The 24428-nt window shown below is 42.4% G+C and carries 24 protein-coding genes; 13 read left to right on the top strand and 11 right to left on the bottom strand.

What is annotated here, in order from left to right:
• Positions 1–178 precede the first annotated feature (178 nt).
• A complete protein-coding gene (locus tag WA1_RS15055; protein ID WP_017742577.1) occupies positions 179–370 on the top strand; it encodes a hypothetical protein in 192 nt (63 codons plus the stop codon).
• Here the strand turns inward: WA1_RS15055 and WA1_RS15050 are convergent.
• The 4 genes from WA1_RS15050 to ilvA all read right to left on the bottom strand — a co-directional run bounded on the left by WA1_RS15050 (position 367) and on the right by ilvA (position 8200).
• On the bottom strand, positions 367–4623 hold the full coding sequence (locus WA1_RS15050) for an ATP-binding protein (RefSeq protein WP_017742576.1): 4257 nt from the start codon (positions 4621–4623) through the stop codon (positions 367–369). The genes WA1_RS15055 and WA1_RS15050 overlap by 4 nt on opposite strands.
• Positions 4607–4768 (bottom strand): hypothetical protein, encoded by a 162-nt coding sequence (locus tag WA1_RS56960; protein ID WP_158516641.1) that lies wholly within the window; start codon positions 4766–4768, stop codon positions 4607–4609. The genes WA1_RS15050 and WA1_RS56960 overlap by 17 nt, the downstream gene beginning before the upstream one ends.
• 126 nt (positions 4769–4894) lie before the next feature.
• On the bottom strand, positions 4895–6265 hold the full coding sequence (gene iscB / locus WA1_RS15045) for an RNA-guided endonuclease IscB (RefSeq protein ID WP_017742575.1): 1371 nt from the start codon (positions 6263–6265) through the stop codon (positions 4895–4897).
• Positions 6266–6688: 423 nt separating this feature from the next.
• Positions 6689–8200, bottom strand: a complete 1512-nt coding sequence (ilvA, locus tag WA1_RS15040) for a threonine ammonia-lyase, biosynthetic (protein ID WP_017742574.1) — start codon at positions 8198–8200, stop codon at positions 6689–6691.
• Between the two features lie 95 nt (positions 8201–8295).
• Between ilvA and WA1_RS15035 the strand changes: the two genes are divergently transcribed.
• Together WA1_RS15035 and WA1_RS15030 are read left to right on the top strand one after the other, a co-directional pair.
• Positions 8296–9513, top strand: coding sequence for a S8 family peptidase (locus WA1_RS15035; RefSeq protein WP_017742573.1), 1218 nt, complete (start codon positions 8296–8298; stop codon positions 9511–9513).
• Positions 9514–9746: 233 nt separating this feature from the next.
• Complete coding sequence (locus tag WA1_RS15030) at positions 9747–9962, top strand: hypothetical protein (RefSeq protein ID WP_017742572.1); 216 nt, start codon at positions 9747–9749, stop codon at positions 9960–9962.
• A gap of 1164 nt (positions 9963–11126) precedes the next feature.
• On the opposite strand, the gene WA1_RS15020 is transcribed toward WA1_RS15030, so the two are convergent.
• From WA1_RS15020 to WA1_RS15010, 3 genes are all read right to left on the bottom strand, one after another.
• Positions 11127–11801 (bottom strand): LabA-like NYN domain-containing protein, encoded by a 675-nt coding sequence (locus WA1_RS15020; protein ID WP_017742570.1) that lies wholly within the window; start codon positions 11799–11801, stop codon positions 11127–11129.
• Positions 11802–12742: 941 nt separating this feature from the next.
• Complete coding sequence (locus WA1_RS15015; RefSeq protein WP_201789095.1) at positions 12743–14221, bottom strand: ATP-binding protein; 1479 nt, start codon at positions 14219–14221, stop codon at positions 12743–12745.
• 2 nt (positions 14222–14223) lie between these two features.
• Positions 14224–14901, bottom strand: a complete 678-nt coding sequence (locus WA1_RS15010; RefSeq protein ID WP_026134557.1) for a response regulator transcription factor — start codon at positions 14899–14901, stop codon at positions 14224–14226.
• A gap of 212 nt (positions 14902–15113) precedes the next feature.
• On the opposite strand from WA1_RS15010, the gene WA1_RS15005 reads away from it, so the two are divergent.
• Positions 15114–15686 (top strand): hypothetical protein, encoded by a 573-nt coding sequence (locus tag WA1_RS15005; protein ID WP_017742567.1) that lies wholly within the window; start codon positions 15114–15116, stop codon positions 15684–15686.
• 49 nt (positions 15687–15735) lie between these two features.
• Complete coding sequence (locus WA1_RS15000; RefSeq protein WP_017742566.1) at positions 15736–16050, top strand: hypothetical protein; 315 nt, start codon at positions 15736–15738, stop codon at positions 16048–16050.
• A 46-nt stretch (positions 16051–16096) separates the two neighbouring features.
• Here WA1_RS15000 and WA1_RS14995 read toward each other — a convergent pair whose 3' ends face one another.
• Entirely contained in the window at positions 16097–16627 is a 531-nt protein-coding gene (locus WA1_RS14995) for a universal stress protein (protein WP_017742565.1), read from the bottom strand.
• A 462-nt stretch (positions 16628–17089) separates the two neighbouring features.
• Here WA1_RS14995 and WA1_RS56955 point away from each other — a divergent pair, with 462 nt between their 5' ends.
• From WA1_RS56955 to WA1_RS14960, 8 genes are all read left to right on the top strand, one after another.
• Positions 17090–17290 (top strand): hypothetical protein, encoded by a 201-nt coding sequence (locus WA1_RS56955; protein WP_158516640.1) that lies wholly within the window; start codon positions 17090–17092, stop codon positions 17288–17290.
• Positions 17291–17440: 150 nt separating this feature from the next.
• Positions 17441–17920 carry a 50S ribosomal protein L21 gene (gene rplU / locus WA1_RS14990; RefSeq protein WP_026134556.1) on the top strand — a complete coding sequence of 160 codons (480 nt, stop codon included), beginning with the start codon at positions 17441–17443 and terminating at the stop codon, positions 17918–17920.
• A 74-nt stretch (positions 17921–17994) separates the two neighbouring features.
• Positions 17995–18303 carry a 50S ribosomal protein L27 gene (gene rpmA / locus WA1_RS14985; RefSeq protein WP_017742563.1) on the top strand — a complete coding sequence of 103 codons (309 nt, stop codon included), beginning with the start codon at positions 17995–17997 and terminating at the stop codon, positions 18301–18303.
• A gap of 473 nt (positions 18304–18776) precedes the next feature.
• On the top strand, positions 18777–19814 hold the full coding sequence (locus WA1_RS14980) for an ABC transporter substrate-binding protein (protein ID WP_017742562.1): 1038 nt from the start codon (positions 18777–18779) through the stop codon (positions 19812–19814).
• The gene (locus WA1_RS14975) at positions 19811–20659 is read left to right on the top strand and encodes an ABC transporter permease (RefSeq protein ID WP_017742561.1); all 849 of its coding nucleotides are present in this window, start codon (positions 19811–19813) and stop codon (positions 20657–20659) included. Before WA1_RS14980 ends, WA1_RS14975 begins: the two co-directional genes overlap by 4 nt.
• Before the next feature lie 8 nt (positions 20660–20667).
• Positions 20668–21435, top strand: coding sequence for an ABC transporter ATP-binding protein (locus tag WA1_RS14970; RefSeq protein WP_017742560.1), 768 nt, complete (start codon positions 20668–20670; stop codon positions 21433–21435).
• A gap of 21 nt (positions 21436–21456) precedes the next feature.
• Entirely contained in the window at positions 21457–21852 is a 396-nt protein-coding gene (locus WA1_RS14965) for a DUF1989 domain-containing protein (RefSeq protein WP_017742559.1), read from the top strand.
• A 408-nt stretch (positions 21853–22260) separates the two neighbouring features.
• The gene (locus tag WA1_RS14960) at positions 22261–23031 is read left to right on the top strand and encodes an MBL fold metallo-hydrolase (protein WP_017742558.1); all 771 of its coding nucleotides are present in this window, start codon (positions 22261–22263) and stop codon (positions 23029–23031) included.
• 83 nt (positions 23032–23114) lie between these two features.
• On the opposite strand, the gene WA1_RS14955 is transcribed toward WA1_RS14960, so the two are convergent.
• The 3 genes from WA1_RS14955 to WA1_RS14945 all read right to left on the bottom strand — a co-directional run bounded on the left by WA1_RS14955 (position 23115) and on the right by WA1_RS14945 (position 24392).
• The gene (locus WA1_RS14955) at positions 23115–23438 is read right to left on the bottom strand and encodes a type II toxin-antitoxin system RelE/ParE family toxin (protein WP_017742557.1); all 324 of its coding nucleotides are present in this window, start codon (positions 23436–23438) and stop codon (positions 23115–23117) included.
• Positions 23422–23709 carry a type II toxin-antitoxin system Phd/YefM family antitoxin gene (locus WA1_RS14950; RefSeq protein ID WP_017742556.1) on the bottom strand — a complete coding sequence of 96 codons (288 nt, stop codon included), beginning with the start codon at positions 23707–23709 and terminating at the stop codon, positions 23422–23424. Before WA1_RS14950 ends, WA1_RS14955 begins: the two co-directional genes overlap by 17 nt.
• A 101-nt stretch (positions 23710–23810) precedes the next feature.
• Positions 23811–24392: a phosphorylase family protein gene (locus tag WA1_RS14945; protein ID WP_272819141.1), complete on the bottom strand. Its 582-nt coding sequence runs from the start codon at positions 24390–24392 to the stop codon at positions 23811–23813.
• Positions 24393–24428: the final 36 nt, after the last annotated feature.

The following is a 24428-nucleotide window of genomic DNA, read 5'->3' as shown; positions in this document are numbered from 1 at the left end:
CTTGACGCATTGCTAAAAGCTTACAATTACATCAAATCATTGAAGATTTATACGAGGCATCAGAAAAAGCTTTAGAAAACAACGATCTTGAAGATGCTAGCTTATTAGAGAGTAGAGCAGATAAACTTTATCAAGAAACTGAAAATTTGGAATTTGTGATTTCCGAACTGGAGGAAAAATGAAAACAGTTGAAGACTTAAGGACTCGTGCTAAAGAACTCAGTAGGCAAGCAGTTGAATTGATGCATAAAGCAACAGAACTATGTCTGACCGATCGAGAGCAAGCCAAACAGTACCGACAACAGGCTAGAGTTGCTATGAAGCGCTGCCAAGTATTGATACAAGAGTTGAAACGTCAACAAGCAAGCTAAAAACTGGCGTTAATAGATAACTTTGGTATAATTTTTCGCAGCGCCCTCACCAATACCTCCGGCTCCACAGGTTTCGCTAAATGCTGTTGAAATCCAGCTTGTAGGGCTTGTTGCTGATTAAAATCTCCAGCGTAAGCAGTCAGGGCGATCGCCGGAATTTGCCCACCTTGTTCTATCGGCAACGCTCGAATCTTTTGGATTAACGTATATCCATCCATATCAGGCATACCAATATCGCTGAAGATCGCGTCCGGTGGAGATTGAGTGAAGGCAGCAAAGGCTTCTCCTGCGGTTGTGGCTGTCATCACTTTTGCACCGGCTTGCTCCAGTACAAAGACGATAAAGTCCCTTGAGTCGGCTTCGTCGTCCACAACCAAAACTTTAACCCCACTCAAATCGAGTGATCGCTCTGATGAATTAAGGTCTGGTTTGACCATTGGCTGAATCGGCATGAGTGGAAGTCTAACTGTGAAAGTGGCTCCTTGTCCTTCACCCCGGCTCTCTGCCAAAACCGTACCACCATGCAGTTCGACAAGGTGACGCACAATCGCCAGCCCCAACCCTAACCCGCCAAACTTGCGCGTTGTTGAACCGTCTGCTTGGCGAAAATAGTCAAATACATAGGGTAAAAAATCAGTAGGAATCCCCTTACCCGTATCCACAATGGTGATTTGCGCTTGGTTGTCAACTGGTTCTAATTGGACCGTAACGCAACCGCCTTCAGGTGTAAATTTAACGGCGTTCGAGAGCAGATTCCAAATTATTTGCTGTAAGCGAGTCGCGTCCCCCAATATCTGTCCTACTTTAGCACTAAAGTGTGTCTTTATCTCAATTGATTTGGCTTCTGCTGCCAGTCGCACCGTCTCGATCGCATCTCTAACAATTGCCATTAAGTTGACCGAGCTGACGTTGAGGCTAAGTTTGCCTTGCAGAATCCGCGAAACATCCAGCAAATCTTCGATTAATTCCGATTGCAGTTTGGCGTTGCGTTCAATCGTTGCTAATGCTTGAGCCGTCTTGGTTGCGTTCAGATTGCCGGTTTGTAGAAGCTTTGACCAGCCGAGAATGGGGTTGAGGGGAGAGCGCAACTCATGAGACAATACTGCCAAGAATTCATCTTTAATCCGGTTGGCAGTTTCCGCTTGCTGACGGGCATTTTTTTCGCGAGCAAGCAATTGTTCGCGTTCGTTTTCTGCTGCTTTGCGATCGGTGATATCAATTGAGATCCCAATCGCCCGTTTAGGCTTCCCATTGGAATCGTAAAAGATTTGACTGAGAGAACCAAACCATCGGATTCCCTGGGTGGGATGACAGATGCGAAACTCAAAGCTCAGGTATGTGCGCCGCTGCTGCAAAGCTTCCCGCACGGCGCGAGCGGCAGTTGCTCGATCCGCTTCTAAGACGCTGGCTAACCAGTTCTCATAGGTGGATGGAATTGCCAGATCGATTCCATAGAGGGTATAGTATTCTTCTGACCAAAATACGCTCCCTGTCGCTACGTCCCAATCCCAGGCTCCAATTTTGGCAGCCAATTGAGCGACTTTTAAGCGCTCCTCACTTTTGCGTAAGGCTGCTTCAGCTTGTTTGCGAACAGTAATTTCAGTTACAATCATAGAAACACCATTGGCAGATGGATAAACGTGGTTCTCAAACCAGCGATTCCATCTGGGGTAGAAGTACTCAAACTGGACAGGAGTTTGCTCCGCTAAAGCGCGATGTACCTCTGTGTAAAAATGGCTATCTATAGTATCGGGGAACACTTCCCAAATCCTCTTGCCTAAGAGATTTTCCTTAGGTATTCCAGTAACCTTCGTCACCTGTTCATTGACATAAGTGTAACGCCATTCACGATCAAATGCCAAAAATTGGTCAGCAATCCGAGTTAAAACGCTTTCCAATCTGTCTTTTGCCGCTTGCACTTCCACCCGCAATGCCTGTTCTTGCTGGGCTGCAGCTTGACGTAATTGCGCCAGTTTCAAATTTGACTCAACCCGTGCCAACAATTCACGGGCAGAAAAGGGCTTGATCAAATAATCATCGGCTCCCGCTTCCAACCCTTCAATGCGTGACTCTTCTCCAGCACGAGCCGATAGCAGAATAATCGAGATTTCTTTGGTGCGTGAATTGGTACGGAGTTCGCGGAGCAACCCGAATCCATCGAGTCTGGGCATCATCACATCACTCAGTACCAGGTCGGGAAGACGCTGAGCAATGGCGTCCAAGGCTTCTAAGCCATCACTAACGGTTTCTACGTCCCAGTACTGGCTCAATAATCGCTTCACATAATCCCGCATATCGGCATTGTCGTCAACCAAAAGGATTTTAGATTTTGGATTTTGGATTTTAGATTGATGGGCTTGGTTTAACAATACAGGGTTTAATTCAGCGAGGTTGTCTTCTAATGCAAAATCTAAAATTGGCATTTCAAAATTGCTTTCTGGTAGCCAGCGCGATGCTTCGAGCACATAGGGCTCTGCCCCTAATGCCGTTGATGTGAGGGTGCGAGTAGCTCCAATTCGTTCGCTGGGTAAATGAGCCGAGCCAAAGGGAAGGGCGATTGTAAACGTCGTACCGCAGTCCACCCGACTTGTAACGTGAATCGTTCCGCCATGGAGTTTGACGAGTTGTTGCACTAAAGCAAGTCCAATTCCAGACCCTTCGTAGGTGCGCGATCGCGTTCCACTCACTCGATGAAATCGTTCAAATAATCGAGGTAATTCAGCTTCAGGAATGCCAACACCTGTATCTGTAACGCTCAATTCAACGGAAGAACCAACAGGCTGTAATCGAACAGTGATACTGCCAGAAAACGTAAACTTAAACGCATTGGAAATCAGATTGAACAAAATCTTCTCCCACATTTCGCGATCGACATACACGGGTTCCAACAAAGGTGGACAATCGATCTCCAACTTCATTCCCGCCCGTTCAATCAACGAGCGAAACACACTCGCTAATTCTGCGGTGAACGCTGCCAGATCGGTTGGTTCGTACACGGCTTGAATGCGTCCGGCTTCAATGCGAGAGAAATCTAGCAGCGTATTAACTAACTTTTGTAAGCGTAAGCCATTACGCTGGATGAGTTGTAGCTGTTCCCGCTCATCGGGTTGTAGGCGTTCATCGAGCGTGTTGGAGAGTTCTTCCAACGGACTCAGCATCAGTGTTAAGGGGGTGCGAAATTCGTGGCTGACGTTACTGAAAAATGTAGTTTTGGCGCGATCGAGTTCTGCTAGTGCTTCGGCGCGTTTTCGTTCTTCTTCATAGGCATTGGCATTGGCGATACTCGCTGAGATTTGCCCTGCGACTAAATTAATAAAGCTGCGGTAGGTATCATCAAAGAGTCTCAGTGGGTTCAAACCAGCCACTAATAAGCCCGCTCGCCCCGTTTGACCAGAAGGTGCAATTGGGACAATCGCGGCTTGATGCGGCGATCGATCCCAAGCTCCTGTGGGTAAATTGCCAAACACCGAGACTAAATCGGCAATTACGATCTGCTTCTGCGTTTGGATGACTTCTGCAAACGACCAGGCTGAATCAGAATTGAGATTAACTGTTTCCGGAACTGCAGGGTGGTCGCGGTCAATACCACTGGTTCCGGCTAAAACAACGCGCTGCTGCTCTGGCTCAACCAAATAAATCATCGCAAAGGGCAGGTCATACAGATTGGTTTCCAAGCATCTTGCACTCAGTATACAGGCTTCCTCGAATGTCCGTGCGTCCGCAGTCCGGGCTGCCAGTTCTTGCAAGAGTGCAAGTTGGCGCTCTCCAATAATGCGCTTTGTGTCGTCCGTATTGGCACAGATAATGCCGCCCGGATTCCCCCGATCGTCAGGAATGGGGCTATAGGAAAATGTATAGTAAGTTTCTTCGGGGTAGCCGTTACGCTCCATGATCAGCAACAGCGATTCGTCGTAAGTCCCCTCATTGTTGAGCATCGTTGATTCTGCTCTCGGTCCGACTACATCCCAAATTTCCCGCCATACTTCAGAAGCGGGACGAGCAAACATTGCCGGATGCTTGCCGCCCAGAATCGGTCTGTAAGCGTCGTTGTACAGGTTCAGCAATTCTTCACCCCACCATACCCACATCGGTTGGCTGGAGGTGAGCATGATGCGGACAGCAGTTTTCAGACTTTGCGACCAGGTTTCGACTGCACCCAATGACGTTTTTGACCAATCAAACGAGCGAATGCGATCGCCCATTTCGCCCCCACCGACTAGCCATGCTGCTTTGTTTTCACCCGCTTGAGTCATGAGCGATCCGTTCGCTAGTTCGATTTGGGAAGGATTGATCTGTTGCCACTGTGTTCGGTGTACGACGTAACTTAAGCTGTATCCATTCTAATCCCTGTAGCTCCTGCGCTGCAAGCTTTCCTCGTATCTTGCTTAAATTTGCCAAAGTTTAAGCAAGATGCCCTACCTCTTTTCTGATTGTTTATGAAAGTTTTATGTGTTCATCATAAGGGTGGCGTAGGTAAGACGACAACTGCGATTCACATTACAGGAGTTTTTCTTGGTCGTGTGATTAAATAGCGTTAAAACGTAGTAAACTAGAGTCAATCGTAGTAAAACTGTATTCATAGCCGTCAGCACGATGAATTAGTTTAACGTATTGTTGACCTAGAGAAATCCGATGACCGCTGATTAAGACTTCTACTCCTTTAGGAGTAGGTGTTTTAACTCTGGCGCGATAAGTTCCTGCTTGAATGTGCTTGCGGTCTTTCAGAAAATTGCAAATCACATACTCACCTGCTGTCGCATGAGTATATTTCTGATTTTTAGCGACTAACTTAACTTCTTTTTTACCAGTGATGGAATTCTTTTTGATGCTGGCTATAGCAGGAAAGCCAAGAGCGTTGACTCTTTGGACTTGTCTTGTGCCATGACCTTTGCAAGTGACGCGCAATGGTTGGCAAATACGTAATTTAACAATTTGGTCAGTGCCAACGCATGCAGCATCAATGTAGTGGGCTTTTGGCAATTGGCTTTGAATCCGAATCATCTTAGTAGATGCACCATCCCCACTGATGACTTGTAACCCAAATTGATGTGCCATTTGAAATATGGCTTGACGAGTAGAATTAACTGCAGCCGCATGACTCAACGATTTTTTCTGATGTGCTTGAATTTTTTTCAGGATTTCTGGCCTATCTTTGAGAAATTGTTCTACTGGTTTATTCCCTTTTTTCTGGTTACATTTTTCACAGGATAATGTGAGATTTGAAAAGCGCTCGCTACCTCCCTTTGAACGACAATGAATGTGTTCTATTTGTAGAGGAACATCCGTTTTCCTACAGTAAGCACACTCTCTTCCCCAGTGTTCTAGTAGAGCTTCGCGTAGAGTGTAGCCCCATAAAGTCCCCTGTTGATATTCGACTCCTTCTATGTCAGATTTCTCCAACTTTTGCAGATCGAATTTTACAGATTCAATTGCTATTGATTTAATAGGAGCAACCTTTAATAATCGTTTGATCCAAGTAGTGGTAGTTAATAATCGATGTCGTAAACTCGGTGCTAGCCAACCTTGTGGTTTTTGGCGGTCAAATCGCTTTTGACGATAACGAAGTCTTCTTGACCTTCTAGAGTGACGAACACCTGCTCTTTTAATTAATTCCATTTTAATGGCTAATCCCCGGTGTTCTAATTCCATTGCCCAGATGACTTCATTTTTCTGGAAATCTACAAGTGCAATTCCTGTAAATCGGCTGCCTGGATCAATTCTTAACTCCAAATACGGTTCTACATTTTCATCAACATCTTTGTCTAAAATTAAGGTGAATGGGAATAATTTCTGTTTTTTCGCTCGACCTTGAGATTGTAAAATCCTGGCTCTGACTGGTGTCGTTGGTTTTAATATTTTCCCGTTCTTGCTTAAAACAAATACGGAATTAGTCATCATTTGATTAGCTCCCAATAGGGGTATTGTTTGCCTCGACACTGCTTTTAAACTTATCGATAAGGTTCGGTGTTGCACTAACGCAATGTAGCCATGTTCCTCCCTCGACGCTTGGGACTGGCAAATCCCATTAAGTCATGATTTAAAAGCGGACTTAAATCCAAAAGGATAATGTAGAATAAACAGTTCTACATTGAGTCATGGTGAAGTCAGTTAACCCAATTGCTCGGATTTACTACGAATTACTCCGTTTTGCGTACTTCTCATGGAAACCGAGTCCTGTTGATTGATGGAGACTCACAAGCTGATAGCTTCAAGTTTTTTAGTGAAGCGTTATGCTAGCAAGTATATTTACTTATGCCAAGCTGTACTAGAAGGAAATAAACAGAACTACATTATAAAATGTAAATACGCTTGAAAGCCCTACCCCAAAAACAGTTTATAAGCAGGATTCTGACTTTCATCCCAATAACAATAGCCGAGAGTATCAAGAAACGCTTGCCACTCTTCCATTTCATGAGGAGGTACTTGCATCCCTACAACAATTCGCCCGTAATCTGCTCCATTATTGCGGTAATGAAATAGGCTAATATTCCAGTCGGGACTCATGGAACTTACAAATTTCATCAACGCACCGGGACGTTCGGGAAACTCAAAACGGTAGAGTAATTCATTCTGAGCGAGGGAAGATCGCCCACCTACCATATGCCGCAAGTGCAATTTGGTGAGTTCGTCATCCGTTAAGTCGATGGTTTTAAACCCACAATCGTTAAAAGTGGCAAGCATCTTTGCTGCATCAGCACGGTTTTCAATTTGCACGCCTACAAAAATGTGCGCCTCTTTGTCATCAGCAATGCGATAATTAAATTCTGTGAGATTGCGTCTTCCCATGCATTCACAAAACTTGCGGAGGCTGCCTCGTTCTTCAGGAATTGTAACGGCAAAGATAGCTTCGCGACGTTCGCCTAACTCTGCTCGTTCTGCTACAAAGCGGAGGCGATCGAAGTTCATGTTAGCACCGCATGCAACAGGAATTAATGTTTGTCCCTGGATTTGTTCCCGTTCTACATAGGCTTTAGCACCTGCGATCGCCAACGCCCCTGCTGGTTCTAGAATAGATCGCGTATCTTCAAACACATCTTTAATTGCCGCACAAGTATCATCTGTATCAACCAAAATAATGTCATCCACATACTGCTGACACAGACTAAAAGTTTCTTCACCCACTTGTCGCACTGCAACACCGTCTGCAAATAAACCCACTTGAGGCAAGCGCACCCGATTTCCGGCTTTCAGCGATTGATGCATAGCATCGGCATCAACTGGTTCAACACCAATAATCTTAATTTCCGGACGTATCCGTTTTACGTATGCTGCAATCCCAGAAATTAATCCACCCCCTCCAATTGCCACAAAAATAGCATGGATGGGTTGTTGGCATTGCCGCAAAATTTCCATTCCAATCGTACCCTGTCCTGCTATCACATACGGATCGTCAAAAGGGTGAATAAAAGTTAGCCCTTTTTCTGCTTCTAATTGACGAGCAAAAGCATAAGCATCATCGTAGGTGTCTCCATGCAACACCACTTCTCCCCCACGGGCTTTGACTGCATCTACTTTCACCTGGGGTGTGGTGACTGGCATAACGATCGTAGCCCGTGTACCCAGCCTCCGCGCACCAAGGGCGACACCTTGGGCATGATTTCCTGCAGATGCAGCAATGACACCTTGTGCTAACATATCTGGTGGCAGATTGGCCATCTTATTGTAAGCCCCTCGCAACTTAAAGGAAAATACTGACTGCAGATCTTCCCGCTTAAGTAAAACTTTGTTGTTTAATCTTGCGGATAGATTCGGAGCAGACTCCAGTGGAGTTTCTTGGGCAACATCGTACACGCGGGCAGTCAGAATGAGTTGCAGGTAGTCGCAGAGCATGGGCGTTAATAATTTTGATAGATGCGGGTTGGGTACATATTTTACCTCTATTGGTGTAATCTTGAGCCAAACACAATTATGTCAAGGTCGTTATCATGGAACAAGAGCAACTTATTATTCTCCGTAACACCAGTCGTGTAGATTTAAGCGATCTGTTTTCAGGGCGATCACGTTCTCTACAATCGATGCGAGCATCGGAAGGAATTAGCCTTCGCCTTGATGTGGAATCACTCGACAAGCGAGATATCTTTGAAGTGCGACGAGATCCTGAGGTTGTGAGTATTGCACCACCTATGCCAATTGCACTTGTCAAACCAGTTGCTTGCCAACAAAGGGAAGCTTCTCCTGAAACTGGTGTGACTTGGGGGGTGAGCGTCACTAGAGCAGCAGAAAGCCCTTTTACTGGCAAAGGCGTAACAGTTGCAGTTCTCGATAGTGGAATTGATGCCGAACATGAAGCTTTCCGAGGAGTTCAACTCGTACAGCGCGATTTTACTGGTGAAGGCAATGGTGACAATTACGGTCATGGTACGCACTGTGCTGGAACTCTATTCGGTCAGCCAATCAACGGCTTGCGTTATAGCATAGCACCTGATATTCAATGTGCATTAATTGGTAAAGTCTTAAATGGTGTGGGCGGCGGTACAACTGCAGGAATATATCAAGCATTGTTATGGGCTATTAACGAAAGCGCCCATGTCATTTCCTTATCGCTTGGCTTGGATTTTCCAGGATATGTAGACAAATTGGTTAGTGAAAAAGAGTATCCTATGGACTTAGCAACATCGAAAGCGTTGGAGGCTTATCGAGCAAATATTCGTTTATTTGAAAGTTTAGCAGAATTAACTCGTGCGAGAGGTACAGTGTTTCAACAAGGTGCGGTGGTTATTGCAGCAGCAGGTAACGAAAGTAAGCGAGACATTAAGCCTGACTATGAATTGGCTGTCACTCCACCTGCTGCTGCAGATGGAATCATTTCTGTAGGAGCACTCCGCACTGCTGGCGCTCCACACAATGCTTTAACAGTAGCCGATTTTTCCAATACGGGTGTGAATATTTCTGCTCCTGGTGTTGACATTTATTCTGCCGCAGTAGGTGGTGGTTATATTGACATGAGCGGAACGAGCATGGCAACTCCTCATGTTGCTGGAGTTGCAGCACTTTGGGCAGAAAAAATCTTGACTGAGACCAGGACTGTCAGTTTAACTGAGTTAAGTGCTCGATTAATTGGTCAAGCAACAAAAGCTCGAATAGCAACTGGTGTCGATCCTTTGGATATTGGTGCAGGGCTTGTACAGGCACCGCTTAGTTAGGGAGTAGGGAGTGGGGAGTAGGGAGTGGGGGATTGGACACTGGTCACTGGTCACTGGTTCCCAGTCCATAATTTGAACAGATATTAAGCTTTCTCTTCAATAAGTAACAACCTATAAAGCTTTGTGAATCTTAAGATTTTCTTAAAAATCTCAGGTTAGTATTATTTTTATGTATCCAGCAGCACCCTTATGCTGATGGTTAAAACACATTCAGTTGTAATAGGATTAGTCTTATGAGCTCTTCTACACTACGTCAGCTATGGTCTGTAATTGAGGAAACTCAAACCAGTATTCTTTTGAACTTTAGCGATACGGAACTCATCCAGCAGTTACTTAGGCAACTCCAAAACCAAAAACTTTTGACTGGAGAAGAACTCAACACGATAAACGCTTACTTAAGTTCTAGAGTTCCTTTAATTCGGGACATTGCTTTGGCACGTTTAGCGTAAGAGGATAATCTTTGCATGAACACATCCGATAAGCCGAGTCAAAAAATAGGAACTTTGTTTAAAGTTAATTTTTCTTGCAGTCTATAAAATTATTCCCATGTAGTTGTGCGTGCAAAATACCGATTACACGTGTTAGAATTTATACATATATACGACTTAGCTCATGTAGAATGCAAGACTAAACGCAGAAACCATAACAAGAATGGGAATGACCGTACTAAACTCTACTTTTCTGGTCTTTACCATTTCAAGGCAAGACAGAGGAATCACAAAAGGCCAGAGAGCAGTTGTAATGATAAACATAATGAAAGATAAGAATTTATCTTCTGGAGAAGAATGGGGATGGCGAATACTAAATCTTAGCCAATTGATAAAAAAATAGGCGGTCATTAAAAGGTAACTAATAACCAACGCAAGTTGCATCTTGTTCACTGTAGGCACTCCTTTCGTTATCTAAGATTCAGAAATAAAGACATTAACTCTGTTATTGGAGACATGGATTCGTTGCTGGAAGTTAGGAAGGCTATACGTCTAAATTAAATGCTAATTATTTACTTAGTATGTATATAAATATTAATATATCGATTGAAACATTTAAAACCGTAGTTACACTTATTTTTCAGTCTTTTCCTTGCTTTCCGGAATTTTACTGATTAATCATAACTACCCTATTTTTGTATTTTCCTTTATTTAAGGGATATTATTGTTAATCGTAACAATCCTACTTATGTTATTGTCCAAATTTTTAAAAATTTCTCAAAAAAATTCATATATCGTAAGTTAAGTAGATACAAACTACCTGTCTTGAAAATAGGGAGTAGGGAGTGGGGAGTAGGGAGTAGGGATAAGAAAATTTTCATTACCGCGTTGTGAGCAATTGCCCGTGGGTGTCTAGCTTGAAAATAGGGCGGGGGGACTAGGGAGTTGGAGAAAAGGGATTTTCCCATGATTAGCTGACTTGAGAAGTCCGCTTCCAGTAAAGGTATTGTGTGCTAAATATAAAGATTTCAGCAGTATAACTAATGACTGATCATGACATATGAAAACCCGGTTTCTCTCTCCAGCCAAACCTTAATATCTCGTTGGCTAAACTTCAAGAAACCGGGTTTTTAAGATTAATGTATTGGTGCTCTAGAGCGCTGATACAGTAATGCAAATGAGAAATCAAAAATTAGAATTCGACAATGGGCGATAGCTATAGCACGAATTTGAGTCTTTCTGTATGTACTGTTTGAGATAATCTATGTCAACAAAGTAGTCAGCAACATCAATTAAACTATCGCTTGTCATGGCCCTGATGCTAACAACTTCAACTCGAACGCCCTGGTAAGTGAGAGCATTAACAGCGTATGCTAAGTCTCCATCACCACTTACCAATACTGCAGTATCATAATAAGGAGCTAAATTTATCATGTCCACAGCAATTTCTACATCCAAATTGGCTTTTTTGGAACCATCGGGAAGTAAAACAAGATCTTTAGTGACTACACGGTAGCCATTTCGCCGCATCCACAGCAAAAAACCCTGTTGTTTCTCATTATTGCGATCGACACCCGTATAAAAAAAAGCACGCAAAAGCCTTGCATTCTCTGTCAAACAACAAAGTAATTTTGCATAATCAATTTCAATGTTGAGTTGTAAACCTGCATGAAATAAGTTAGCTCCATCTATAAAAATAGCGACTCGACCTCGATCGGAATTACCAAAAATGTATTTATTAAATGTCATGTCGGAAAAATTTGTGTTATTTTCTTTATTATCACTCTGCCAATTTGATTTGTCTTTTTCTTTGAGTAATCGGTATTGATTTTTTTCTTTGTTAAAAGCCGATATATTCATTTATACCTCTTAATTAGAAATTTGATAAATTTATCAGAAATGTTCATTTTGAGTGAAAGGTAAAAGTAATTAAGTAGGAATGAAACTTAAAGTATTTTATCCTTCTTCTATATTTTACATCTTTTTTCTTGTTTGCCTTGGTTTCCTTTATGCTTTATATAGATAGCCGCTTTGGTAGAAAGCACCTTACCCAGTCACCCAATCTTGTTGACGATCGCTCTTGCTTTAATTTTATTTTAAGAAATCAGCTATTCTGCACGTCAGAAGATAGATGTTTGTGCTGTTTCCACGTGAGAGTCGCACAAGAGCTAATAGAGTTGCTACGCGTTTATTTTATTTTTCGACTTAAATCAACTTGAGGGGTTGCCTTACCGTATCGCAGAGCACACCTATACTTGTTTTTGTATTAAGAGCTTACAATAATTCCTGCTGACTTTGCCTTTCTTCGCTAAGTGACAGACTACACTCAACAGTTTTTTGTAGAAAGACTCCAAAAACAAAAAGCTACATCTTAAAGCTTTTGCCAACTGAAAAGTTCGCTCTAATACATCTGTCTGTATTCAATGCCAGGACTTGATTCAACATTGGTAAATAATTTGATTATATTTTGTTTTTTTACTAGGTCATAATTTTCATTTCACTTATTTTTAATTTAATCTTTTAAACAACTTATTCAAAATATTTTCTTAAAAAATTAAGATTTGCTTAAAAAAATTTTGTATTGTAGTACATCCTCCTTTTGTTACTATTTTACAATTAATGTAGTAAGACTCGCAAATTCTGGCTTTTAAGGGAGTATTTAAATTATGCCCGTAGAATAAAGCTTAAGCTCGCAGAAGATGGGAGTGTTAAAAATACTCATTCATTTGCAAAGGTTGTCTAAATTTTATCAAACCTTTCTTCAATGTCAACTTATGTTATGGAAGAACTATTAGCAAAGCTTATCTTTTTGGCAAACGCAAAGTAAAAGCAGTCTGACGGACTGGTGTTGGGTCAAGAGTTAAGTCGCCACCATGATATCTCGCAATTTCCCTTGCTAGACTCAGCCCCAATCCCACACCATCAACTTTACGCGTTCTGGCAGGATCGCCGCGATAGAAACGGTCAAAAATTCGTTCGCGATCGCTTGGTGGAATATTTTGAGAGGAATTCCTAATAGTGACAAACACAGTTCCTACTTGCTGGTAACCGTAAATTTTTATCCAACCTTCTGGAAGATTGTATTTAATCGCGTTACTGAGGAGGTTTTGTAAAATTTGAGTGAGTAGATCGCGATCGCCCCAAGTACGCAATTCAGAAGTCATTTCCGTTTGAACATTTAAGTGAGGTGCAAGCAGTTCTATATCTTCCGTCATCTCGATTAAGAGTTGAGATATATCTACCTCTACTTGATGCAAACTCATTTGCCCAGTATCGGCTAGAGATAGCAGTAGCAGTTTACGCACAATCCCACTAAAACGCTGCACCTCATCTAGCAAATGACTCAGATTTTGTTGTATTTGAGAACCAGGTTCCGCTTGTTGCAAAGTTTGTTCTAATTCTCCTTGTAGAATGGCAAGTGGAGTTTTCAGTTCGTGGGCAGCATCAGCACTAAAACGAGACGCTTGTTTGAAACTGCGTTCGAGACGTTCCAACATCTGGTTAAACACTTGAATTAACTTGACAAATTCAACATCACTTGTACCAAGAGGAACCCTTTGATCTAGCCCTTTGACAGTTATTTGCTCAATTGCCTTGTTTAATCTCCGAATTGGACGTAAAGCACTGCCAGAAATTCCCCACGCACCTCCGGCGACTAAAAGAAGCGCACCAGGTATCGACACGAGGAAGATATTGCGAATCGCAACCATTTCTCGATCAACAGCGTTTAAGCTGACTGCGATCGCAACTAAGGCTTGAGGAAAAGTCACTGCACCAACACGCCAGGTTCCCTCTGTAGTTTGTTGGGTAACAAATCGCGGAGGGGGAGGCGGTTCACCTAAAGAACGACGATAACGCGAACGCAATTTTTTTCGAGGCTGTTGTTCGCTTGATGAAGATAGAGGACTTTGCCTATCGGGAGGTGTAGGTATGCGAAAAAAATGTGGACGTGGAGACCACAAGCTATTAGCTTTCAACTCAACTGACCAGGAATTAGATTGGTATAGAATAGTACCATTTCTGTCCATCACCAAAAGTGCAACGGGTGTTTCTGTATCGGTCTTCAATTCCCGTTCTATTAAAGTTTCATAGGACTGCCAGCGATTGTAAAATCGTGGGCTAGCTACTAGAAATAGACGATTTTCCAACTGTGCATCAAGGCGACTGAGTTTGGCATCAGAAATTTGCCACCAAGCAGTTACCCCAAATCCAATCAGGGCACTACCAGCAAGTGCGGCAGATAACAGAGCGATTCGGAGACGAAACGAACGAAGTTGCACTATCAAGACTCTGGCTTACAAAAACGATACCCAACTCCCCGCACACTTTCAATCCCATCCGATCCTCCAATCGTGTCTATTTTTTTACGAATTCTTTGAATACACACATCAACTACATTAGTATTTGGGTTAAAATCGTACCCCCAAACGTGTTCTAGGATTTGCGTGCGGGTAAGAACTCGTCCGGGAGAACGCATCAAGTATTCTAAGAGATTGAACTCGCGAGTCGTCAGTTCCACAACCTGTTGATTGCAAGTGACTTCTCGCGTAATACGATCCAATTTGATTGAACCAACGCAAAGTAGGTTTTGGCGATCGCCAGTACTTCGACGGATAACAGCATGAATGCGGGCAACCAACTCTTCAACAAAAAACGGTTTGGCAATATAGTCATCTGCCCCAAGGTTGAACCCTTCAAGTCGGTCATCTAATTCATTACGAGCCGTCAGTAAAATCACTGGCACATTCCGCCCTGCCCGACGCAAATGTTTAAGGATAGAAAGCCCATCCTTACCCGGTACCATAATATCAAGTACGACAGCATCGTACTGATTCTCCATTGCTCGAATGTATCCTTCATCACCATTATCGCAGTAATCAACGACAAATCCCTGTTCTTTCAACCCGGCTTGGACAAAATTGGCAATTTTTGACTCATCTTCAACAAACAAAATATTCATAGACATCCTAACCTTCTAGCACACTTTTATTCCCTACCTAAATTACAAAACTGTAATTTAGATGCACGGCAAGCTGTCATTTCAGGCTGGCTTAATAAAAAACATCAACACCTCCAGTAGGGACTTGAGCAACGGGGCAAGGGAAATTTTTCTCTTCCCCGATTACCTGGCAACAGCAAAGTTTATTTCTTCTACATACTAAAAAACATCTTATGAAAATTTATCGCTTGTTAGCCTTAGCAGTTATTCCTATTCTGATGGGTGCTTGCAGTTTGGCAGGTGCTGATAGTTCAACAGCAAATAATTCCGATCGAATCGCACAGGATGCATCACAACCGAACGAACAACGAAGGTGGAGAGGACGATACCGCCCAAATTTTGCTGAAGCTGCTCAAAAGTTAGGAGTGACTGAAGCAAAGTTAAAAGAAGCTTTAGGCGTACCTGCTAATACTGAGGCAAACGAAAATGAGCGTCCACGCCGTCCCCGTTTTGATATTAAAGGTGCTGCGGCAAAGTTAGGTGTCACAGAACAACAGTTGGTTAACGCATTGGGACTGCCACCGCGTCCAAATTTTGCCGAAGCTGCCAAGAAATTGGGAGTGACTGAAGCAACTTTGAAGGAAGCTGTAGGAGTGCCTACCAATCCCACAGATTCATCCAGTGAAAATGAACGTCAAAGCCGCCCGCGCCTTGACATCAAAGGTGGTGCTGCAAAGCTGGGAGTGACTGAGGAAGAATTAACTAACGCATTAGGAATTCCACCACGTCCTCAGTCTAAGGAGTGAGGGAAAGAATGATACTCAATGACAAATGCCCATAAAGAGGATTAACACAATGAAGAAACAATTGACTTTCACGGCTCTATGTATTGCAACAATTTTCTTTCCCACAGTAGCCTCTGCTGGTGAAGTTTATTATCGCAGAGCTTCTTATCCGCAACAATATAACCGCAATGTCATAGTTCAAAACAGAAGACACACCACAATAAATCGTTCAGCACAGAGAGATATTCAACGTCAACAAGTAGCTCTTGAAGCCACAAAAAGACGTTTTCTCCGAGATGGAAGACTAAGTCGTCAAGAAAGACAGCAACTCGAAAGAATGGAACAGCAACTTACTCGTAGCATACGTAGTGCTCGACGAGACTAGAAGTTATGAGGGGCATTGAGCATTGCCCCTTACTTTCTTCTTACAATTAAGCAGAAACTGCGTTAGTCACTTCAGACTCTTCTGTAGTATTGTGAACTGGTCCTTGAACTACGAGAACAGAGCAAGAAGCGTTATGTAACACATAGTTACTGACACTACCAAGGAAAAACTCACTTAACCCCCTACGACCGCGCCGACCCACTAAAATTAAGTCAGCATTCCAGCTCTGTGCAACTTCACAAATTGTACGACCGGGATCGCCTAAATTCTGAGAAATTTCTGCTTGAACACCTATTTTGTTTGCTTTTTGAGCAAAAGAAAACAGCATATTTAGTCTCTCTTGCTTGAGTTCTTCCCACTGCTGCATATATTTATTGACAGCTTCCGTATGTAGGGTTGGATAAACGCTACTAGGTTGTAGCAATACAGGGTTGAGATATCCTGTTCCATCAAAGGGAGAGAGAACGTGCAGTAACATAAGATTTCCATTGACTGCTTTTGTCAAAGTCACTGCTTCGTCAAAAACATGTTGTCCAATTTCAGAAGTATCAATTGCAACTAAAATTTTGTGAAACATAGTTATTAAGGATTAGGGATTAGGGAGCGGGCATTAGTTATTAGTACTGTTTCCTTTTTCCCGCATTTACTGTTTTAGAAAAAGAAATTGAGGATTTTGTGAGGAGGATAAAGTAGTGGTGCAAGGCTCTACACCCGTACAGAGGTTAGTAAAATTTGGTAGTTTCTAAATAAGAAATGTATGTAGGTAGGGCTAAAGCCCACTACATAAAGCTGTTGTGCGGCATAGCCCACCAAAGCTGAAATTTACTATTACATTACAGAAAATTAAATATGTCAGTGTTACTACATAACTTTATATTAATTGTACTTAAGTAAAAATTCTCAATGAAGTAATATTGAGAAATACAAAGTTTTTCGGAAACTTATCGAATTTCTATTCTAATTTTAAGATCGGGAAGCCATACTTATATGGAGAAGATTTCAATTAGCAACTCAAATTTTTCAATTTAATTTTTTAATCATGACAACCTTAAAATCTTGTGTTTCATCTTGTCGGTACTGTCGTTATTACACACCACAAGGGTTGCGTGGGGGTACGTGTGAATTGCTGAATGTATCAGTAAGATCGGAGTGGAAAGCTTGCTCTTTATCTGCTCCATCTTTTGCGTCTACAAATCAACAAGCGGTTGAACAATTAGCGCTAGTAACTGGCAAAGCCTAATTTAATTGACAATTAACAATTTAGTAGGTTAAAATTACAGACTGTCTGTCTAATTCCTGCTCGGATCAGGTGGAAGACGATATAAAAGCTGGGCTGCTTGTTAAAAGCCTGTGGTTCAGCTACCTGTACGGCAACTTCAAGGACAATTCCATGACCTACGCAATTATTGAAACTGGCGGCAAACAAATAAAAGTCGAACCAGGTCGCTTTTATGATATCGAATTGCTTTCTGCCCAACCGGATGAAAAAGTCACAATAGACAAGGTTTTGTTGGTGCAGCACAATGGTGATGTCACTATTGGACAGCCACTTGTGACAGGAGCAAAGGTAGAAGGAACGGTGTTGCGACATCTGAGAGGTCGCAAAGTCCTGGTGTATAAAATGCAGCCGAAAAAGAAAACCCGTAAAAAGCGGGGACACCGCCAGGAAATTACCAGATTAATGATCGATTCTATCAGTCTTAACGGTTCTGTTCTGGCTACAGGAGAAACTACAGAGGCTCCGGCTCCGGCTCAAGTAAGTGAAGTTGATAGCGAAGTTGGAACTGTTCCACCTCCAGAAGCGCTAGAAACTAATGCAGAAGAGGCTGCAGTTGATACTATAGAAGCGTCTGCAACAACTGAAGCATAAAAAGCTACAGCCCGTTGTTGGGAACTCATCTCCTAATAAATAGATAGAAAGAAAAAGAGACACAAGAGGAAATCATGGCTCATAAGAAAGGAACGGGTAGTACACGCAACGGTCGTGACTCTAATGCTCAACGACTAGGTGTCAAACGCTACGGTGGTCAAGCTGTTCGCGCGGGAAATATCCTTGTGCGTCAGCGCGGCACAAAGTTTCATCCTGGTAACAATGTTGGTATCGGTAGTGATGATACTCTGTATGCCTTAATTGATGGCGTAGTTACCTTTGAACGTAAGGGCAAAACTCGCAAGAAAGTAAGCGTTTACGCATCTGCTGCTGCAGTTGAAGCACCTGCAACTGAAGCACTTGCAACTGCTGTTGCATCATAAAGAGTTGTGGGCGTCTTGCCATCTGTGCCAATTTAATAAGAACTAGGCGGATTCAACCGCAGCCATACAAACAAAGCCGCTTTCGCGAGATCTGTTTGTATGGCTTTCAATTAAGTGAGGCTAGTCACCTCCGAAACAAACCTAGATACGCTACTTCGTAATAGGGGATCGCGATGTGCTATTGTAGACAAATTTCTAAAATTTGTAACTTGTGATACTTTTTTTTGTAATGCCTTTTGATAGATATAGAAATGCTAAAAACGAATACTAGTAATTAGGTAAAAATTAATAGCTTCTAGGTTTAGAGGCAACACACAGCATACGCTATCGCTCGATTCCTAACTTATTCTTGTGGGAAACTCACTTTGCTGGAATTAATACCTTCTTAAAAGCACTCTATTCAGAAGATGTGCGAAAAGTTGGTGAATACGGCATTGCGATCGCCAACGTACTGTACAATTCGGGAACTACCTATGAATATTCGTAAGTTATCGTCTTTATTCGCAGTTTTTTTACTCAGTCTTGCGATCGCAGTCAGTTGTACTCCCAACCAGCAAACTTCTACGCCGCTAAATTCTACTACCCCAGTTAGCACTGTACCAATTCAGTTTGGCTTTAGTGCTTGGCCAGGTTGGTTTCCTTGGCAAGTTTCTCAAGAGCAAAACTTATTTGAGACGAATAAAGTTAATGTAGAGTTGAAGTGGTTTGATGGCTATTTAGATTCTATCAATGCCCTACGAGCAGGTCAACTTAATGCCAATACCCAAACGTTGAATGATACGATTAGCTCAGTAGCGGCAGGCTCGGATCAAGTCATTGTATTGGTCAACGATAATTCAACTGGTAATGACAAAATTATTGTCCGAGAAGGAATTAACAGCATTGCTGACCTTAAAGGTAAAACAGTTGCTGCTGAAGAAGGAACAGTTGACCATTTTCTATTGTTGCTGGGTTTGAAAAAAGCAGATTTAACTCAAGCCGATATTCAGTTTCAGCCACTAGAAACAGGTGCAGCAGCAGCAGCTTTTGTTGCTGGTAAAGTTGATGCAGTCGGAGTTTTTGCACCTTTCACCACAAAGGCATTATCACGTTCTGGCAGTAAGGAATTGTTCAGTTCCAAAGACTTTCCTGGTGCAATTCCTGACCACTTAGTCGTCAGCCGCCAACTCATTAATGAACGTCCACAAGATGTACAAGCTTTAGTAAACACTTGGTTTGCTACTTTAGATTTTATCAAAGCAAATCGAGACAAAGCTTACGAAATTATGGCAAAACGTGCTGGTGTGTCAATTTCAGAATATAAGGCATACGACGCAGGCACTAAAATTTTTACAATAAAAGAGAATTTACAAGCTTTTAGTCCCGGTCAAGACATGACATCGCTTAGTTACGCTGCTGGAGAAATTAGTAAATTTCTTGTTGAAGCTGGTTTATCAAAACAAGCGCCTAATCTTAACCAACTCTTTGACGATCGCTTTGTCAAAGCCTATGCCGCAAAGCAAAAATCATGAACCAATACGCTGAAGACTCGCAGGAAGTTAACTCTAATCGTCCTCATAAAATATTATCACAAACCGTTTTTTGGCGCATTGCTGAGGATATTCCTCAAAACTTGGCTGGGACTTTAATGTTCTTATCCATTACTGTCCCTATACTTCTGTGGTGGGTTATTTCTAATACTGGATTCATCCCATCTTTATTTCTTCCTACTCCCAGTCAGGTCTGGGGTGCATTTCAAAGGCTTTTAGCAAGTGGTGATTTGCAAAAAGATATTGCCTTTAGCTTGTTTCGGGTCGTTGCTGGGTTTTTACTGGCGGCAATGTTTTCTATTCCTTTAGGCACTTTAATGGGGAGTTTTGCCAGCTTTCGGGCATTGCTAGAACCAATTATTGGTATTGTGCGCTATATGCCAGCCCCAGCTTTTATTCCTTTACTAATTTTATATCTGGGACTGGGAGAAACTCCAAAAATTATGCTGATTTTTATCGGCACACTGTTTTTTAACACCTTAATGGTGATGGATGCAGTGAAATTTGTTCCCAAGCACTTATTGGAAACTACTTATACTTTAGGGGGTCACAGAAAACAAGTTTTACTGCAAGTCATTTTTCCATTTATTCTGCCTAATATCATTGATGCTTGTCGGGTTAATATGGCAGCATCTTGGAACTTAGTAATCGTTTCTGAATTAGTAGCGGCTACAGAAGGTTTAGGTCGTAGGATTAGTGTTGCCCAAAGATATCTCAAAACTGATGAAATTTTTGCTGGGTTGATTGTTATTGGCTTGATTGGTTTAACAATTGACCTTTTGTTTCGGTTGTTACTACGTGTTTTTTGTAAGTGGGCTGAGGATTAAGGTTCTTTATGCATTTAGAAGTTAATCAACTCCACAAACAATTCAAAACTAGACACGGTTTGTTGACTGTACTTAAAAACATCAATTTGTACGTAGAAGAGGGCGAGTTTGTCTGTGCACTAGGAGCCAGTGGTTGTGGTAAGTCAACATTGCTACGGTTAATTGCGGGGTTAGATACTCCGACAGGGGGGGATATTTTAGTTGATGGAGTACGCGTGACAGGACCAGGCTCCGATCGGGGGATGATATTTCAAAGTTATACTCTCTATCCGTGGATGAGTGTGATAGAAAACGTAGAATTTGGCTTAAAACTGCAAGGTGTGTCTAAAGTACTCAGAAGACAACAAGCCACTTATTATTTAGAAGTCGTGGGGTTATTGGGATTTGCTAAAGCGCTACCGCAGGAACTTTCCGGTGGGATGAAGCAACGGGTAGCGATCGCTCGTGCTTTAGCATCAAAACCCAAAATTTTACTCATGGATGAACCCTTTGGTGCGTTGGATGTACAGACGAAAGAAGTCATGCAACAATTTCTACTAGAAATTTGGCGTAGCACAAACACGACAATTTTTCTGATTACTCACGATGTTGAAGAAGCAATTTTTCTATCTCAACGTATCTACGTATTAAGCGTGCGACCAGGTACAATTAAGCAAGAATTGCAAATCCAATTGCCAAGCAAATCCGATCCTCAAGTCAAACGTCATCCCATATTTCAGGAATATAAGGATAGACTGGCAAGTATATTACGTAATGAAGGAAATGTTAACCCGTAAACTGCTCATTAGGAAAATTTTATGGTGCAAGCATCTATTTCGCCGATCACAACAATCGATCCAAGCCTTCACTTAGTGGATGAAAAGCTACCGGGCGGTGCCTATTGGCATGGCGTAATCAAACGGGGAAATACCCTCCGTGTAACTGATTTGGAAGGCTCTCAAGGCGTTTCGATGATTTGCTACAACGCAGATAGCCCAATAGAACGGCTGAACGTAGCAGATACCGCTAAAATTCAGTTCAATGCCTTCCTCAAAAAGGGTATGGTGATTTACTCTGACATGGGTCGCATTCTTTTATCTATCACAGAAGATACAAACGGCTATCACGATTTAATTTGCGGATGCAGTAATGCTACTGGCAACGCAGCTAAATATGGCGAAGGTCGTTACAACAAATATGGCGAAAGCGATTAAGTAGGTAGGCGTGAAAATTTATAAGTATGTAACGAAAAATAGAGAAAAGAGAACGACTTTTTGATAGAGGATATCGTAAGGCTTCGGAGTTCATAGCAACTAAATGCGGGTTTACTGAACCTTTATGTGTCTTATTATTTACTCATACTCAGACATCATTATGTAGCCTTTTGTACTACATTTTGAACTACGGAATGTGGGTTATCACAATAACCGCAAAACAGGCATACAAAACCAACTTTTTGCGCTGAATACGAAAATTTTCCATTCTTTTGACACTCGCTGAAACCCTTCATAAACATGAATTTCCGCATTTCGAGTTTTTCCTTAGCGTACCGAAACGTCCGTATTGGCACGGTCTCCCCAATAACAGATAATTATAGTTAGGTCTTATCTTTACAAAACTTTATGTACTTAACTTGGTTAGACAGCAATTCATGGTTGGTTGAGATGGGTGGAAAACGAATACTCATCGATCCTTGGCTGGTAGGTTCCCTCGTCTTTGGCAATTTGGATTGGTTCTTCAAAGGTTTTCGGACTAAAGAACGCACGATACCAGAAAATATTGACCTAATTGTGCTGTCTCAAGGTTTGGAAGACCATGCTCATACACCAACACTAAAGCAAATTGATCGCAACATTCCTGTTGTGGCGTCTCCCAATGCAGCTAAAGTGGTAAAGCAGTTAAATTACACAGAAATCACGGCACTCGCTCATGGCGAGACGTTTAATCTGGATCGGAGTGTCGCAATCACAGCAACTCCCGGTTCTTCAATCGGTCCGACTTTGGTTGAGAACGGTTACATCATCAAAGAGTTGGAAACTGGCTTCAGTGTATATTACGAACCGCACGGGCATCATTCTCCCTCACTTAAGCAATTTGCTCCCATAGATGTTGTTATTACACCACAATATGATTTAGGGTTGCCATTAGTTGGTCCTATTATTAGGGGCAGAAAACACGCTTTAGAAGTTGCTCAATGGTTGCAACCGCAAGTGATGATTCATACAGCATCAGGCGGTGATGTGGTTTTTGAAGGATTGCTAAATTCTTTCCTTCAAATTACTGGTAGTATTGCGGAATTTCGTTCGTTGCTTGCACAAAATCATCTTTCAGTACAGGTGATTGAACCAACCCCAGGCGATCGCTTTGAAATAACAGTGACCAGTGACCAGTGACCAGTTACCAGTTAATCTCCTTGTACCGTATACATAACTGGTCAACTGTTAAGAATTTTTGGTTGAGTCGATGGGGGAGAATTTTATAGAATCTCGAAATCGTCATTTTCTAAAGGTTTGTACGCTGTATGGCGAACGGCCAAGACATACACCGTTTCTTCTTCATCCTGAACCAAGAAAATGATGCGGTACTTTTTTTGGTAAATTAGCTGGTAAATCCCTTGGGGAAAGTCGTCCTGCTCTGGTATTTTGGCACAACGTCGGGGAGAATCTTCCAGCGAGTGAATCGCTGTCATCAAGCCATTGAACCACTTGTTAGCGGCAACAGGGTTTCTCTCCTCTAACCAAAGATACGCTTCTTCTATCTGCTGACTGGCGCGTAAAGAGATTTCAACCTTGAATGCCATGTTTTTGCCGCATTCTCGCTTCAAACTCTTCTATAGCAATGGTTTTACCGTCTTTTGCATCCTGTAAGCCCTGCTCTATCGCTTTGACCGTTTCCAGGTACTCGATACGGTCAAGAAGAGCCTGATACGCTTGTGCTTCCTGCACCACAAGCTCTGCCTTCCCGTTAATGGTCAACACCACAGGTTCCTTTGTTTCTTTCATTTGTTCCAAGAACTTCGACGTATGCAGTTTGAAGTTGGAAAGTGAATCAATGTCGCGGCTAATATCCATAATACGTCTGCACTAAATTATGATGAAAATTTGATGCTAACGAATTTCGAGAGCATAAGCAACTCTTCATTAAAACTTTAAACAAGAAGCGGTACCCTGATTCAGTTGCCAACGACTCGTACTGGTTCTTCCCATTGTTCTGCTGCTTTTATAGCGATCCGAATGGCATTGTCAATGGCAGTGTCTTTTTCTGCTAACACAATGTCTTCCTTCACTGTGCGTTGGGCAATAACGCCACATATACAACCTGCTCGAACACCGTAAACACCTGCCATCTTTAACAAAGTGCCGCACTCCATTTCATAGTTCAGTATATTTAAAGAACGATATTCTTCCGTAATTCCACTTAAAGAGCGTAACAGAGGTCTCTGAACTGACTGCGATCGCTCTTGTCCCTCATAAAAAGTATCAACTGATGCCGTAATACCAAGATGGTACTTGACATTCAGAGTGTTTGCTGCATTAACTAGAGCAACTGTCACAAAAGGATCTGCGGCGGCGGGATATTCTACAGGTGCAATGTCATTAGCTGCACCTTGACGGCATAAAGCAGCACTGGTAATCACCGTGCTACCAACTGTCACGTGTTCTTGTATAGAACCACAACTGCCAACGCGTATAATGAGCCGAATACCAACTTGTACTAGCTCATGAACAACGATACTTGTAGATGATGCACCCATACCACTCGTTGCACACAAGAGCGATCGCTCTTAGCG

This window comes from Scytonema hofmannii PCC 7110, assembly GCF_000346485.2.
Lineage (GTDB): Bacteria > Cyanobacteriota > Cyanobacteriia > Cyanobacteriales > Nostocaceae > Scytonema > Scytonema hofmannii.
The sequence above is the reverse complement of the archived record's forward strand: the minus strand, read 5'-3'. Positions and strand labels throughout refer to the sequence as shown.

Excerpts from the sequence above, each read along its gene's own strand:
- WA1_RS15020 (WP_017742570.1), bottom strand. The coding sequence starts at position 11,801 with ATGAATATATCGGCTTTTAACAAAGAAAAAAATCAATACCGATTACTC.
- iscB (WP_017742575.1), bottom strand. The coding sequence starts at position 6,265 with ATGACTAATTCCGTATTTGTTTTAAGCAAGAACGGGAAAATATTAAAA.
- WA1_RS14955 (WP_017742557.1), bottom strand. The coding sequence starts at position 23,438 with ATGGCATTCAAGGTTGAAATCTCTTTACGCGCCAGTCAGCAGATAGAA.
- ilvA (WP_017742574.1), bottom strand. The coding sequence starts at position 8,200 with ATGCTCTGCGACTACCTGCAACTCATTCTGACTGCCCGCGTGTACGAT.
- WA1_RS14945 (WP_272819141.1), bottom strand. The coding sequence starts at position 24,392 with ATGGGTGCATCATCTACAAGTATCGTTGTTCATGAGCTAGTACAAGTT.
- rpmA (WP_017742563.1), top strand. The coding sequence starts at position 17,995 with ATGGCTCATAAGAAAGGAACGGGTAGTACACGCAACGGTCGTGACTCT.
- WA1_RS15050 (WP_017742576.1), bottom strand. The coding sequence starts at position 4,623 with ATGACTCAAGCGGGTGAAAACAAAGCAGCATGGCTAGTCGGTGGGGGC.
- WA1_RS14975 (WP_017742561.1), top strand. The coding sequence starts at position 19,811 with ATGAACCAATACGCTGAAGACTCGCAGGAAGTTAACTCTAATCGTCCT.
- rplU (WP_026134556.1), top strand. The coding sequence starts at position 17,441 with ATGACCTACGCAATTATTGAAACTGGCGGCAAACAAATAAAAGTCGAA.
- WA1_RS15055 (WP_017742577.1), top strand. The coding sequence starts at position 179 with ATGAAAACAGTTGAAGACTTAAGGACTCGTGCTAAAGAACTCAGTAGG.
- WA1_RS14950 (WP_017742556.1), bottom strand. The coding sequence starts at position 23,709 with ATGGATATTAGCCGCGACATTGATTCACTTTCCAACTTCAAACTGCAT.
- WA1_RS15000 (WP_017742566.1), top strand. The coding sequence starts at position 15,736 with ATGAAGAAACAATTGACTTTCACGGCTCTATGTATTGCAACAATTTTC.
- WA1_RS15035 (WP_017742573.1), top strand. The coding sequence starts at position 8,296 with ATGGAACAAGAGCAACTTATTATTCTCCGTAACACCAGTCGTGTAGAT.
- WA1_RS14980 (WP_017742562.1), top strand. The coding sequence starts at position 18,777 with ATGAATATTCGTAAGTTATCGTCTTTATTCGCAGTTTTTTTACTCAGT.
- WA1_RS14965 (WP_017742559.1), top strand. The coding sequence starts at position 21,457 with ATGGTGCAAGCATCTATTTCGCCGATCACAACAATCGATCCAAGCCTT.
- WA1_RS56955 (WP_158516640.1), top strand. The coding sequence starts at position 17,090 with ATGACAACCTTAAAATCTTGTGTTTCATCTTGTCGGTACTGTCGTTAT.
- WA1_RS14960 (WP_017742558.1), top strand. The coding sequence starts at position 22,261 with ATGTACTTAACTTGGTTAGACAGCAATTCATGGTTGGTTGAGATGGGT.
- WA1_RS15010 (WP_026134557.1), bottom strand. The coding sequence starts at position 14,901 with ATGAATATTTTGTTTGTTGAAGATGAGTCAAAAATTGCCAATTTTGTC.
- WA1_RS14970 (WP_017742560.1), top strand. The coding sequence starts at position 20,668 with ATGCATTTAGAAGTTAATCAACTCCACAAACAATTCAAAACTAGACAC.
- WA1_RS14995 (WP_017742565.1), bottom strand. The coding sequence starts at position 16,627 with ATGTTTCACAAAATTTTAGTTGCAATTGATACTTCTGAAATTGGACAA.
- WA1_RS15030 (WP_017742572.1), top strand. The coding sequence starts at position 9,747 with ATGAGCTCTTCTACACTACGTCAGCTATGGTCTGTAATTGAGGAAACT.
- WA1_RS15005 (WP_017742567.1), top strand. The coding sequence starts at position 15,114 with ATGAAAATTTATCGCTTGTTAGCCTTAGCAGTTATTCCTATTCTGATG.